Below are 12873 nucleotides of genomic sequence, written 5' to 3' on the forward strand. Positions count from 1 at the left end.
CTATCCCCGTCCCGTCTTGACGCTCGACGAAGCCCGGCGCTCCCGGGCGACCTGCTGGATTGCGCCCAGGCCGTTGTATGCCGGTTTCGCCAACGTCGGCGACTTGGACGCCAGGTAGACCAGCGGCCAGGTGACCAGGAACACCACCACGATGTCGAGGATGGTGGTGAGGCCCAACGTGAAGGCGAATCCCCTCACCTGTCCGATCGCCAGGGCGTACAGCACCGCGGCGGCCAGGAAGGTGACGGCGTTGCCCGACACGATCGTCTTGCGGGCCCGCACCCAGCCCCGGGGCACCGCCGATCGAAACGATCGGCCTTCGCGGATCTCGTCTTTGATGCGTTCGAAGAACACCACGAACGAGTCCGCCGTGGTACCGATGCCGATGATCAGACCCGCGATCCCCGCAAGGTCCAGGGTGTAGTTGATCTGCCGGCCCAGGATCACCAGGATCGCGAAAATCATTGCGCCGGAAGAGATTAGCGATAACGCCGTAAGCAGGCCCAGCACCCGGTAATACAACAACGAGTACAGCAACACCAGAACCAAGCCGATTGCGCCCGCGATCAGCCCCGCTCGCAGCGAGGTCAATCCCAGTGTCGCGGAGACGGTTTGGGCCTCCGAAGCCTCAAAGGACAGCGGCAGCGAACCGTATTTCAGGACGTTGGCCAGCTGCTTGGCTGTTGCGGCGGTGAACGGCGGGTCGCCGCCGGTGATCTGGGTCCGGCCGCCGGGGATGGCTTCCTGAATCATCGGGGCACTGACCACCTGGGAGTCCAGCGTGAACGCGGTCTGAGTGCCGATGTGGGCGGCGGTGAAGTCCGCCCAGGTGTTCGCGGCCGCCGGCCTGAATTGCACGTCCACGACGTAACCGATGCCGCGCTGGTTCATGCCGGAGGTGGCGTCCTGGATCTGGTCGCCGCTGATGATCGACGGCGCCAGCAGGTAGGCCACCTTGTGGTCGGTCGAGCACGTCACCAGCGGCAGGTTCGGGTCGTCGTTGCCGGCCAGGATGTCCTCTTTGTCGCACCGGGTCGCCTGGAACTGCAGAGCGAGGAACTGGACGCCCTGGCGGGTGCTCTGGCGCCACTTCTTCTCATCGGCGATGCGGTCGGCGAGCTCCTTGCGCGGGTCGGGTGGCGCGGGCTGCTCGGCCGGGGGCACGTCGGCCGGTGGGGCGTTGCCGGCGGGCGCCGGCGGCGGGGCGGGGCTCGGCGGCGGGGGCGGCGGGGGATCCTGCGGATAGGGCCGTGGTTGGGCCGGCGGCCGGCCGCCCGGCGGCGCGGGCTGAGCGGGTGCGGGCTGGCCCGAGGGCGCCGGCGCTTGGCCCGGTGGGGGCGCCTGGCCGGGTGCCGGCTGGCCCGGCGGCGGGGCCTGGCCCGGGGGCGGCGCCTTCGGGGCGGGCTTGGGCTGGACGGCCTGCGCCGGCATCGAGTTCAGCACCGGGCGGATGTAGAGGCGGGCCGTCTGGCCCAGGTTGCGGGCCTCGTTGCCGTCATTGCCGGGCACGGTGATGACCAGGTTGTCGCCGTCGACAACCACTTCGGAACCGGACACGCCAAGCCCGTTGACCCGCGCACTGATGATCTGCTGTGCCTGTGCCAGCGCATCGCGGCTCGGGCGCGACCCGTCCGGGGTGCGCGCGGTCAACGTGACGCGGGTGCCGCCCTGCAGGTCGATGCCGAGCTTGGGGGCGGCACGCTTGTCCCCGGTCAGGAACACCAATAGGTAGACGCCGACGAGCAGCAACAAGAAAACCGACAGGTAGCGGGCAGGGTGCACCGGCGCCGAAGACGATGCCACGTTCCTTCTATCTCCTCGAGTAGCGGTTCTTACCCCGGGACAGAGCCCGGAACAGAGCCTAGTGCCGTGCACGCGCCCGTTGCGCAAGCGGTCCGCCGCGGCGGCAGGATCTTCCGTCAGGAATCCTTGGTAACCCGGCCCTCGTCGGATTCTGCCAAGTCGCCGGAGTCGTCGCCGTCGGCCAGGTCTTCATCGTCGTCGGGCAGGATCCGGTCGCGGATCGCCAGCTTCATCCACGTGGTCACCACGCCGGGGGCGATCTCGAGATCGATGGTGTCCTCCGTGATCGCGACGACCGTCGCCTCCAGCCCGGACGTCGTGTGCACGCGGTCCCCCGGCTGCAGTGACTCGTGCAGGTCGATGGTGGCCTGCATCGCGCGCTTCTGGCGCCGCGACGCGAAGTACATGAACCCACCCATGATGAGTAGGAAGGGCAGGAACAGGATCAAACTCTCCATGAACGGGCCTGTCTTTCGTAGTGGCGTTTACGGCATTTCTTGTCGCCGGGTGCCGGGACGGCCCGCGGGCCGCGCACCTCGTACCGGCCAGTGTGCCAGTGCCGCAGGTCGCTCCCGACCGCCGCGGTGTGCGGGAGGCCCGACGGTGCCGCGCCCGATAGGCTTTAGTGGCGACGTGACAGGTGCGCCGCGGTGAGGAGAAAATCGTGGCCGGCCTCGAGCAGACTCGCCAGCTGGTCACCGAAATCCCCGGTCCCGCTTCGCTGGAGCTGACCAAACGGCGCGCCGCTGCGGTGTCCCATGGGGTGAACGTCTCGCTGCCGGTATTCGTCGCGCGCGCCTCCGGCGGCATCATCGAGGACGTCGACGGCAACCGGCTCATCGACCTGGCGTCGGGCATCGCGGTGACCACCATCGGCAACTCCGCGCCCCGGGTGGTGGAGGCCGTGCGCGCGCAGGTCGCCGAGTTCACTCACACCTGTTTCATGGTCGCGCCGTACGAGCAGTACATCGCCGTCGCCGAGGAGCTCAACCGGATCACGCCGGGGTCCGGCGAGAAGCGTTCGGCGCTGTTCAACTCCGGCGCCGAGGCGGTCGAGAACGCCGTCAAGATCGCGCGCACGTACACGCGCAAGCCCGCCGTCGTGGCGTTCAACCACGCCTATCACGGCCGCACCAACCTGGCGATGGCGCTGACCGCCAAGTCCAAGCCCTACAAGAGCGGCTTCGGCCCGTTCGCGCCGGAGGTCTACCGCGCCCCGGTGTCCTACCCCTACCGGGACGGACTGCTGGACAAGGAGCTGGCCACCGACGGGGAGAAGGCCGCCGCCCACGCGATCGACGTGATCGAGAGCCAGGTCGGTGCCGACAGCCTCGCCGCCGTCATCATCGAACCGATCGCCGGCGAGGGCGGATTCATCGTGCCCGCCGAGGGATTCCTGCCCGCCTTGCTCGACTGGTGCCGCAGCAACGACGTGGTGTTCATCGCCGACGAGGTGCAGACCGGCTTCGCGCGCACCGGCGCGATGTTCGCCTGCGAGCACGAGGGCATCGAACCCGACCTGATCTGCACCGCCAAGGGCATCGCCGACGGGCTGCCGCTGTCGGCGGTCACCGGCCGCGCGCCGATCATGGACGCATCGCACGTCGGCGGTTTGGGCGGCACCTTCGGCGGTAACCCAATCGCTTGTGCGGCAGCACTGGCCACCATCACCACGATCGAGAGCGACGGGCTGATCGAGCGCGCTCAACAATTGGAACGGCTGATCACCGAACCGTTGTTGCGGCTGCAGGCCAGCGATGACCGGATCGGCGATGTGCGTGGCCGCGGCGCCATGATCGCCATCGAGTTGGTGAAGTCAGGGACCTCGGAACCCGACGCGGAGCTGACCCAGAAATTGTCCACCGCGGCCCACGCCGCCGGTGTCGTCGTATTGACCTGCGGCATGTTCGGCAACATCATCCGGCTCTTGCCGCCGCTGCCGATCAGCGACGAGCTGCTCAACGAGGGGCTCGACATCCTCGGCCGGCTCCTGGGCGACCTGTAATACCTGGGGACCCATCGGCCCGCGTGGGCAATCTCACAACGTCCACCGCGGCGCGCCCATGGTGGAATAACGTTACTTTAGCTAACGTTCTAACCGTCAGCGCATCGGCGCGAAAACGACTCACTATCTTTCATTGCAAGGGAATTTGTTTATGTCGACCATCAATCGCGACGAGCGGCTCGAGCGCCGCATCGAGGACCTGACCGCCAACGACCCGCAGTTCGCCGCCGCGCGCCCCGACCCGGCGGTCGAGGCGGCGCTCGAACAGCCGGGGCTGCGACTGCCGCAGATCATCCGGATGGTGCTGGACGGCTATGCGGACCGACCGGCGCTGGGACAGCGCGTTGTCGAGTTCGTCAAGGACCCGGCGACCGGGCGCACCTCGCTGGAATTGGTCACCCGGTTCGAGACGATCACCTACCGCCAGCTCGGTGAGCGGGTTTCGGCGTTCGGGCGGGCGCTGCTCGACGAGGGGCTGCAAACCGGCGACCGGGTTTGCGTCCTTGGCTTCAATAGCGTCGACTACGCCACCATCGACATGGCGTTGGGTCTGATCGGCGCGGTGTCGGTTCCGTTGCAGACCAGCGCAGCGCTGGCCCAGCTGCAGCCGATCGTCGCCGAGACTGAGCCCCGCGTTATCGCCTCCAGCGTCGACCAGTTGTCCGACGCCGTGGATCTGATCCTGAGCGGCCACCGGCCGGTCAAGCTGGTCGTCTTCGACTATCATCCCGAGGTCGACGACCAGCGCGAGGCCGTCGAATCAGCCATCGCGCGGCTCGCCGACACCGAGGTGAAGGTGGAGACCTTCGCCGAGACTCTCGAGCGGGGCAATGGCCTGCCCGCGACCGAGTTTCCGGCCCCAGCGGACGACGACCCGCTGGCCCTCCTCATCTACACCTCCGGCAGCACCGGCGCTCCCAAGGGCGCGATGTACCCGGCGCGCAACGTCGCGAAGATGTGGCGGCGATCAAAAAGGAACTGGTTTGGGGAGTGCGCCGCCTCGATCACGCTCAACTTCATGCCGCTGAGCCATGTCATGGGACGTGGCATCCTCTACGGCACCCTGGGCAATGGCGGCACCGCCTACTTCGCCGCCAAGAGTGACCTCTCGACACTGCTGGAGGACCTTGAACTGGTGCGGCCCACCGAGCTCAATTTCGTGCCGCGGATCTGGGAGACGCTGTTCGGCGAGTTCCAGCGTCAGGTCGAGCGGCGGCTGCCCGAGGCCGCGGACCCCGAGGCCCGGGAGGCCGTAGAGGCCGAAGTGCTTGCCGAGCAGCGGCAGTACCAGCTGGGCGGTCGGTACATCTTCGCGATGACGGGCTCGGCGCCCACCTCCCCCGAGTTGCGTAGCTGGGTCGAGGCCCTCCTGGAGGCGCCACTGATGGACGGCTACGGCTCCACCGAGGCCGGCATGGCCTTGTTGAACGGCGAGATCCAGCGTCCGCCGGTGATCGACTACAAACTGGTCGACGTTCCCGACCTGGGTTACTTCAACACCGACCGTCCGCACCCGCGCGGGGAGTTGCTGCTCAAGACCGACAACATGTTCCCCGGCTACTACAAGCGCCCTGAAATCACCGCGAGCATGTTCGACGAGGACGGGTACTACCGGACCGGCGACGTGTTCGCCGAGGTCGCTCCCGACCGGTTGGTATACGTCGATCGCCGCAACAACGTGCTCAAGCTGGCGCAGGGCGAGTTCGTCACGCTGGCCAAGTTGGAGGCCGAGTTCGGCAACAGCCCGCTGGTCCGCCAGATCTACGTCTACGGCAACAGCTCCCAGCCCTACCTGTTGGCGGTGGTGGTGCCGACCGAAGAGGCGTTGGCCAAGTACGACCTGGATGCGCTCAAGCCCAAGATCGCCGATTCCCTGCAAACCGTTGCCCGCCAGACCGGGTTGCAGTCCTACGAGGTGCCGCGCGACTTCATCATCGAGACCACGCCGTTCACGCTGGAGAACGGTCTGCTGACCGGCATTCGCAAGCTGGCGTGGCCCAAGTTGAAGGAGCACTACGGCCAGCGGCTGGAACGGCTGTACGCGGAATTGGCGCAGGGGCAGGCCAACGAGTTGGCCGAATTGCGCCGCAACGGCGCCGACGCCCCGGTGCTGCAGACCATCAGCCGGGCCGCGGCCGCCATGCTCGGCACGGCGACCAGCGACCTGCGGCCCGACGCCCACTTCACCGACCTGGGCGGCGACTCGTTGTCGGCTCTGACCTTCGGCAACCTGCTGCGCGAGATCTATGACATCGACGTGCCGGTGGGGGTCATCGTCAGCCCGGCCAACGACCTGCAGGCCATCGCGAGCTATATCGAGGCCGAGCGCCAGGGCACCAAGCGGCCCACTTTCGCCTCGGTGCATGGTCGCGACGCGAAGCAGGTGCACGCCAGCGACCTGACGCTGGACAAGTTCCTCGACGAGGCGACGTTGGCCGCGGCGCCGAACCTGCCCAAGCCCGCGGCCGAGGTGCGCACGGTGCTGTTGACCGGCGCGACCGGCTTCCTGGGCCGCTACCTGGCCCTGGAGTGGCTGGAGCGGATGGACATGGTCGACGGCAAGGTCATCGCGCTGGTGCGGGCCCGCTCTGACGAGGAGGCGCGCGCACGGCTGGACAAGACCTTCGACAGCGGAGACCCCACGCTGTTGCAGCACTATCAAGAGCTGGCGGCCGACCACCTCGAGGTCGTCGCGGGCGACAAGGGCGAAGCCAACCTGGGTCTGGATCCGCAGACCTGGCAGCGGCTGGCTGACACCGTCGACCTGATCGTCGACCCCGCCGCCCTGGTCAACCACGTGCTGCCCTACAGCGAGCTGTTCGGCCCCAACGCGCTCGGTACCGCCGAGCTCATCCGGATCGCGCTCACCAGCAAGCTGAAGCCCTACGCGTACGTCTCGACCATCGGCGTGGGCGACCAGATCCAGCCCGGCAAGTTCATCGAGGACGCCGACATCCGGCAGATCAGCGCCACCCGCGAGGTCAACGACAACTACGCCAACGGCTACGGCAACAGCAAGTGGGCCGGCGAGGTGCTGCTGCGCGAGGCGCACGACCTATGCGGCCTGCCGGTCGCGGTGTTCCGGTGCGACATGATCCTGGCCGACACCACCTATGCCGGGCAGCTCAACCTGCCGGACATGTTCACCCGCCTGATGCTGAGCCTGGTGGCCACTGGCATCGCACCCGGGTCGTTCTACGAGCTCGACGAGAACGGCAACCGGCAGCGGGCCCACTACGATGGCCTTCCGGTCGAGTTTATTGCGGCGGCGATTTCCACGCTGGGGGCACAGGTGACGGATACGTTCGAGACGTACCACGTGATGAACCCGTACGACGACGGCATCGGCCTCGACGAGTACGTCGACTGGCTGATCGAGGCCGGTTACGGGATCCAGCGCATCGCCGACTACGGCGAGTGGCTGCGGCGTTTCGAGGGCACCATGCGTGCCCTGCCGGAGCGGCAACGCCAGTACTCGCTGCTGCCGTTGCTGCGCAACTACCAGCAGCCCGAGAAGCCGATCAACGGGTCGATGGCACCGACCGACCGCTTCCGCGCCGCGGTGCAAGAGGCGAAAATCGGTCCCGACAAAGACATTCCACATGTCACGGCGCCGATCATCGTAAAGTACATCACCGACCTGCAGGTGCTCGGACTGCTCTAAGCGCAAGACGGCAATCGCCCAGTCCCGGCCGGGACTGGGCGATTGCTTTGCGATGCGCAGTTATTGCTGAGGATGCGGCCAGCGCAGGTACGCGGCGTTGGCACCCGACGCCGGGCGATGGCGACGCCACCCCCGCTTCGGCTCCGGGTCGGCGGCCGTGCGCGGCTTGGTCAACGCGCCCGAGGACACCTCGGCGGGCTCGTACGCCGAGTCGCGGTAGGGCTCGACGCCCGGCGACGACGCGGCTGCCACCGGCGCCACGGGCTGGACGTCACGCGCCAACCGCACGGCCATGCGGGCCAACACGACACCGCCGACGAAGACGATCAGCGCACCCAATCCGGAGAAATAGGTGACCTCGAGCACCGCACGCTTGCGCTCGGTGGCGGCGACCGGGTCACCGGCGGAGCCGATTCCCAGCAGCGGCGCGAGCTGACCACCGACGACGAACCAGGCGCCGGCCAGCACCGCCAGCCATCCGCCCAACATGGCCGCCACCCGATTTCCGGCGACGATCAACAACAGACCGCCCAGCACGGTCGCGGCTCCCGGCAGGACCTCGAGCCACCCACGAGCCGAACTCCACGCCCACTCCCGGTCGGGTGTGTAGGCGAAATTGAAGCGCGGTCCGACAAACGGTATTAACGCCCCCCAAGCCCCCAGGATGACCAGGAGCAATCCGCTGACCGCGCCACGCGAACGCGGCATGCTCAGCCCGCGGGTTTGGCCGTCTTCTGCGTATTTCATGACTTCCCCTCGTTGAATACCGGGCCTATTTCCGGCCGGAGATGGGTACCCGGCGGTTTCCAGTCGTAACCCATCGGGCGCGCGAAAACCACCTCGCCCCTGTGACTATCGGTGCTGATGAGGCTGCTGTTACTGCTGAAGTCCGAGTAGCAGCAACACGATCGCGATCACCGGAAAGATGCCCTGCGTCACCGCGGCCCGCGCCTTCTCCGGCGCGGACAAGAGCAGCACCACCGCGGCCGCCGCCATCGAACCGACGCCGGCGAAAATCAGCGCCGCGCCAACGGCGTTGTGCCGCAAGACGATCGCGACAATGCCCAGGCCGCTGACCACCGCCAGGAACAAGTTGTAGAAGCCTTGATTGAAGGCCAGCAGCTTGGTGGTCTCGGCCTCCTCGGCCGTGGTGCCGAACGTGGCACGGGTGCGCGGCGAGGTCCAGGTCAACGATTCCATCACGAAGATGTAGATGTGCAATAACGCCGCCAATGCGGCGAATACCAACCCGGCGGCGATCATCGCTCCTCCTCGCTTGTCGAGGCCCGCGCGATGGTCACGCAAGCATCCCGCATGTCCCGGCGCCGGTGACTCTACCGATCTGCGGGTGGCGGAGTGCCCTGACGCGAAAGGGCGCCGGTAGCCAACGGCTACCGGCGCCTCCCGAGTTGAGGGTTGCCGCCCTACACGCCGGCGTGGTGGCGGCGGTGGAACAGGCCCCGCCCACGGGGTTCCGGCTCGGCCGCCGGTGCGTCCGCGCGCGCGCCCGTCACGCCGCGAGTCTCGTCGTACACGGCGGGCTCACCCGCCGGTACGGCGTCGCCCGCCACCGGCGCCGGTTCCCTCACCACGACGTCGCGTGCGTGCCGAACCGCCAGGCGCGCCACGGCCGCCCCGCCCAGGAACACGATCAGGGCGCCCAACCCGGTGAAGTAGGTGATCTCGAGCAGGGCTCGCTTCAGGTCCGTCGACGCCACGGGTTGACCGAGGCCCCCGATGCCCAGCGTCGACGCGAACGCGCGGCCCACCACGAACCAGGCGCCGCCGGCGACCGCCAGCCAGCCGCCGAACACGGCGCTGGCCCGGTTACCGGACGACAGCACGAGCAGGCCACCCAATGCCGTAGCCGCCCCGGGAAGCACCTCGAGCCAGCCCTTTGTCGTCGTCCACGTCCAGGCCGGGTCGGACATGTACGCCCAATCGATGTTGGGTCCGAAGAACGGCACCAATGCGCCCCAGGCGCCCAACAGAATCAGGAGCAGGCCGGTCAGCGCGCCGCGGGTGCGCGGCATGTACAGCGCGCGAGGGCGTTCATAGTCGTAGCGCGTGGTCCTCATCAGAATCTCCTTCAACAGGTATTGCTGTTGTGAGCCTGGTTACCCGGCGGCGCCTACGTATAACCTGCCGCGGGCCGCGCATGTGGTTTGCTGCGACCCGTCACCTAGGTGCGCGCGGCGCTGGCGGCGGCCCTTTGAGCTGGCCGGATCCCGCCGGCGCGCGTGCGCGCAGCGGCCTGGCGGAAAGGTCACGATTTGGCCGCGAGGGCCAGGCCGCCGACGGGGCCGGCCCGCTTCGCCCGCCTGCGCCGCTAGTCGAACAGACCGGGTTGGCCCAAACCGGCCGCCCCCGCCGGCGGGCTCATGCCCAGGTGGGTCCACGCCTGAGCAGTGGCCACCCGGCCCCGGGGGGTGCGGGCCACCATCCCGGCGCGAACCAGGAACGGCTCGCACACCTCCTCGACGGTGGTGGCCTCTTCGCCAACGGCCACCGCCAGCGTCGAAACCCCGACCGGCCCGCCGCCGAAACTGCGAGTCAGCGCCGACAACACCGCCCGGTCCAACCGGTCCAGGCCGAGTTCGTCGACGTCGTAGACCGCCAGCGCGGACTTGGCGACGTCGCGGGTGATCACCCCGTCGGCGCGGACCTCGGCGAAGTCCCGGACCCGGCGCAGCAGCCGGTTGGCGATGCGCGGTGTGCCGCGCGAGCGCCGGGCGATCTCCTCGGCCGCCTCGGCGCCCAGCTCGATACCCAGAATGCCGGCGGAGCGGGCCAGCACCCGCTCCAGCTCGGCGGGCTCGTAGAAGTCCATGTGCGCGGTGAAGCCGAACCGGTCGCGCAGCGGGCCGGTCAGCGCGCCGGACCGGGTGGTCGCGCCGACCAGGGTGAAGGGCGCCACTTCCAGGGGGATCGACGTCGCGCCGGGACCCTTACCCACCACCACGTCGACCCGGAAATCCTCCATGGCCAGGTACAGCATTTCCTCCGCGGGGCGCGCGATGCGGTGGATCTCGTCGATGAACAGCACGTCGTGCTCGACCAGGTTGGACAGCATGGCGGCGAGGTCGCCGGCGCGTTCCAGCGCGGGTCCCGACGTCACCCGCAACGACGTCCCGAGTTCGGCGGCGATGATCATGGCCAGCGACGTCTTGCCGAGCCCGGGCGGACCCGACAGCAGGATGTGATCCGGTGTGCCGCCGCGGTTCTTGGCTCCCTCGATCACCAGCTGGAGCTGTTCGCGCACCCGCGGCTGGCCGATGAACTCTTGCAGCGATCGTGGCCGCAGGCTGACGTCGATGTCGCCCTCCCCGACGGCCAGCGCCGGGGACAGCTCGCGGTCGGCGAAGTCGTCGGTCATTTGCGCCGCTCCTCCTCATCGCTCCGTCCCCCGCAAGCGGGCGGTACCCCCGCTGCATCGTCGCCGGCACGGGTCATCGCGACTTACCCAGCAGCGACAGGGCGGCGCGCAGGGCGCCGGACGTCGTCGCGTCCTGCTCGCTGGCCAGCACCTTGTCGGTCGCCTCTTCGGCCTGCTTGACGGCGAAGCCCAGACCGACCAGGGCCTCCACCACCGGCCCCCGGACCGCGTGACCGTTCACCACGGATGCGCCACCCGGTGCGCCCGCAGCGACGGCGCCGACCTTGTCCCGCAGCTCGAGCACCATCCGCTCGGCGCCGCGTTTCCCGATCCCGGGCACCCGGGTCAGCGCGGTGACGTCGCTGTCGTGCAGCACCTGCCGCAGCGCCGCGGCGTCGTGAACCGCCAGCGTCGCCATGGCCAGCCGCGGACCCACGCCCGACACCGTCAGCAGCGTCAGGAAGAGGTCGCGGGTGTCGGAGTCTGGAAATCCGTACAGCGTCATCGAGTCCTCGCGGACCACCATCGCGGTGATCAGCCGGGCCTCGGTCCCGGTGCGCAGGGTCGCCAACGTCGAGGGGGTCGCGTTCACCCGGTAGCCGACGCCGGCGGCCTCGATCACCGCATGGTCGAGCGCCACCTCGAGCACCTCGCCGCGCACCGAGGCGATCATCGCGCGGCCTTGAGCTTGGCCAGATACTTATGCCGCTGTTGCTCGGCCAGCGCCTCGGCCGCGGCCATCCGGGCCATCATCGGCGCCCGCCAGCAGTGACAGATCGCCAGCGCCAGCGCGTCGGCGGCGTCGGCCGGGGTCGGTTTGGCTTGCAGCGCAAGGATTTTGGTGACCATCGCGGTGACCTGGGCCTTGTCCGCGGCGCCGTTGCCGGTGACCGCGGCCTTTACCTCGCTGGGGGTGTGAAAGTGCACGTCGATGCCGCGTTTGGCGGCCGCCAGCGCGACGACCCCGCCGGCCTGCGCGGTGCCCATCACCGTCGAGACGTTCAGCTGGGAGAAGACCCGCTCGATGGCCACGACATCCGGTTGATGGGTGGCCAGCCAGTGCTCGACGGCATCGCTGATGGCCAGCAGCCGGTGGGCCAGCGGCGCATCAGACGGGGTCCGCACCACGTCGACGTCGAGCGCGACCACGCTGCGCCCGCGCCCTGTTTCCACCACCGACAGTCCGCATCGGGTCAGTCCGGGGTCGACGCCCATCACGCGCATTGCCCGCTCCCACCTGTAGAACAGCTGTTCGATACCCTAGCGGCCGGGGGCGACGGCTCGGCGGAGGACACGCGGCGGCGCCGCCGATTCCCGGCTCGGGACGTTACAGCGCCGAACCCGCGTAAAAGCTGTTAGCTTTACCCCACGTTCGCTCAAGCAATGTGGCAACGGAAGGGTTTGCGTGGGATCACTGCTGGTCATTATCGCGATCGTGCTGTTCATCGCGTCAATCGTGGTGTTGGTCATCGCTTTGCGGCGTCCCAGGCAATCGGCCCCGCCGCGCGGACGCCAGGATCCCCTCTCGTTCAACGCGATGCCGGAGTTCGGCCCTCGGCAACTCGGCCCCGGCGCGATCGTCAGCTACGGCGGCGTCGACTACGTGGTCCGCGGATCGGTGACGTATCGCGAAGGCCCGTTCGTGTGGTGGGAGCATCTGCTGGAGGGCGGCGACCAGCCGATCTGGTTCAGCGTCGAAGAGGACGACGGGCGCCTCGAGCTGGCGATGTGGGTCAGCCGCAAGGACATCCAGCTGCAGCCGGGTGACTCCTACGTCGTCGACGGGGTGACGTTTCACGAGTCCGAACGCGGTCGCGCCTCGTTCACCACCGAGGGCACCACGGGCCTGCCGGCGGGCGGCGAGATGGAGTTCGTCGACTGCGCCAACTCCGACGAGTCCGCGCTGCTCTCGTTCGAGCGCTGGGCGCCGGGCATGCCGTGGGAGGTTTCGACCGGCAAGCCCGTGCTGACGGGCGAGCTGACCGTGTATCCGGCGCCCCCGCCCTCCTCCCCCTAGGGCGCGTC

General features: G+C 68.6%; 11 protein-coding genes and 1 pseudogene. 3 read left to right on the forward strand and 9 right to left on the reverse strand.

The annotated features are described in order from the left end of the window. Positions 1–1803, reverse strand: a complete 1803-nt coding sequence (secD, locus tag H7J89_RS13965; protein ID WP_264044301.1) for a protein translocase subunit SecD — start codon at positions 1801–1803, stop codon at positions 1–3. A gap of 116 nt (positions 1804–1919) precedes the next feature. After that, a complete protein-coding gene (yajC, locus tag H7J89_RS13970; protein WP_264044302.1) occupies positions 1920–2261 on the reverse strand; it encodes a preprotein translocase subunit YajC in 342 nt (113 codons plus the stop codon). A 206-nt stretch (positions 2262–2467) separates the two neighbouring features. On the opposite strand from yajC, the gene gabT reads away from it, so the two are divergent. Together gabT and car are read left to right on the forward strand one after the other, a co-directional pair. After that, positions 2468–3808 carry a 4-aminobutyrate--2-oxoglutarate transaminase gene (gabT, locus tag H7J89_RS13975; protein ID WP_264044303.1) on the forward strand — a complete coding sequence of 447 codons (1341 nt, stop codon included), beginning with the start codon at positions 2468–2470 and terminating at the stop codon, positions 3806–3808. A 151-nt stretch (positions 3809–3959) separates the two neighbouring features. Further along, positions 3960–7472 (forward strand): carboxylic acid reductase, encoded by a 3513-nt coding sequence (gene car, locus H7J89_RS13980; protein WP_264044304.1) that lies wholly within the window; start codon positions 3960–3962, stop codon positions 7470–7472. A 60-nt stretch (positions 7473–7532) separates the two neighbouring features. On the opposite strand, the gene H7J89_RS13985 is transcribed toward car, so the two are convergent. From H7J89_RS13985 to ruvC, 7 genes and pseudogenes are all read right to left on the reverse strand, one after another. Then, positions 7533–8219 (reverse strand): hypothetical protein, encoded by a 687-nt coding sequence (locus tag H7J89_RS13985; protein ID WP_264044305.1) that lies wholly within the window; start codon positions 8217–8219, stop codon positions 7533–7535. A 129-nt stretch (positions 8220–8348) separates the two neighbouring features. Continuing rightward, a complete protein-coding gene (locus H7J89_RS13990) occupies positions 8349–8735 on the reverse strand; it encodes a DUF1304 domain-containing protein (RefSeq protein ID WP_067205648.1) in 387 nt (128 codons plus the stop codon). Positions 8736–8896: 161 nt separating this feature from the next. Further along, positions 8897–9550: a hypothetical protein gene (locus H7J89_RS13995; RefSeq protein ID WP_264044306.1), complete on the reverse strand. Its 654-nt coding sequence runs from the start codon at positions 9548–9550 to the stop codon at positions 8897–8899. Positions 9551–9801: 251 nt separating this feature from the next. Further along, positions 9802–10848: a Holliday junction branch migration DNA helicase RuvB gene (ruvB, locus tag H7J89_RS14000; protein WP_264044307.1), complete on the reverse strand. Its 1047-nt coding sequence runs from the start codon at positions 10846–10848 to the stop codon at positions 9802–9804. After that, positions 10845–10919: pseudogene (locus H7J89_RS14005) on the reverse strand (16S rRNA (guanine(966)-N(2))-methyltransferase RsmD); the annotation flags it as partial. The pseudogene H7J89_RS14005 and the gene ruvB, both read right to left, overlap by 4 nt. 2 nt (positions 10920–10921) lie before the next feature. Next, positions 10922–11521, reverse strand: coding sequence for a Holliday junction branch migration protein RuvA (gene ruvA / locus H7J89_RS14010; protein WP_264044308.1), 600 nt, complete (start codon positions 11519–11521; stop codon positions 10922–10924). Beyond that, on the reverse strand, positions 11518–12072 hold the full coding sequence (gene ruvC, locus H7J89_RS14015; RefSeq protein WP_264044309.1) for a crossover junction endodeoxyribonuclease RuvC: 555 nt from the start codon (positions 12070–12072) through the stop codon (positions 11518–11520). The genes ruvA and ruvC overlap by 4 nt, the downstream gene beginning before the upstream one ends. Before the next feature lie 181 nt (positions 12073–12253). On the opposite strand from ruvC, the gene H7J89_RS14020 reads away from it, so the two are divergent. Further along, the gene (locus tag H7J89_RS14020) at positions 12254–12865 is read left to right on the forward strand and encodes a DUF4178 domain-containing protein (RefSeq protein WP_264044310.1); all 612 of its coding nucleotides are present in this window, start codon (positions 12254–12256) and stop codon (positions 12863–12865) included. Positions 12866–12873: the final 8 nt, after the last annotated feature.

Source organism: Mycobacterium paraffinicum (genome assembly GCF_025822865.1).
Lineage (GTDB): Bacteria > Actinomycetota > Actinomycetes > Mycobacteriales > Mycobacteriaceae > Mycobacterium > Mycobacterium paraffinicum.

Excerpts from the sequence above, each read along its gene's own strand:
- ruvB (WP_264044307.1), bottom strand. The coding sequence starts at position 10,848 with ATGACCGACGACTTCGCCGACCGCGAGCTGTCCCCGGCGCTGGCCGTC.
- H7J89_RS13995 (WP_264044306.1), bottom strand. The coding sequence starts at position 9,550 with ATGAGGACCACGCGCTACGACTATGAACGCCCTCGCGCGCTGTACATG.
- H7J89_RS13990 (WP_067205648.1), bottom strand. The coding sequence starts at position 8,735 with ATGATCGCCGCCGGGTTGGTATTCGCCGCATTGGCGGCGTTATTGCAC.
- H7J89_RS13985 (WP_264044305.1), bottom strand. The coding sequence starts at position 8,219 with ATGAAATACGCAGAAGACGGCCAAACCCGCGGGCTGAGCATGCCGCGT.
- ruvA (WP_264044308.1), bottom strand. The coding sequence starts at position 11,521 with ATGATCGCCTCGGTGCGCGGCGAGGTGCTCGAGGTGGCGCTCGACCAT.
- yajC (WP_264044302.1), bottom strand. The coding sequence starts at position 2,261 with ATGGAGAGTTTGATCCTGTTCCTGCCCTTCCTACTCATCATGGGTGGG.
- ruvC (WP_264044309.1), bottom strand. The coding sequence starts at position 12,072 with ATGCGCGTGATGGGCGTCGACCCCGGACTGACCCGATGCGGACTGTCG.
- car (WP_264044304.1), top strand. The coding sequence starts at position 3,960 with ATGTCGACCATCAATCGCGACGAGCGGCTCGAGCGCCGCATCGAGGAC.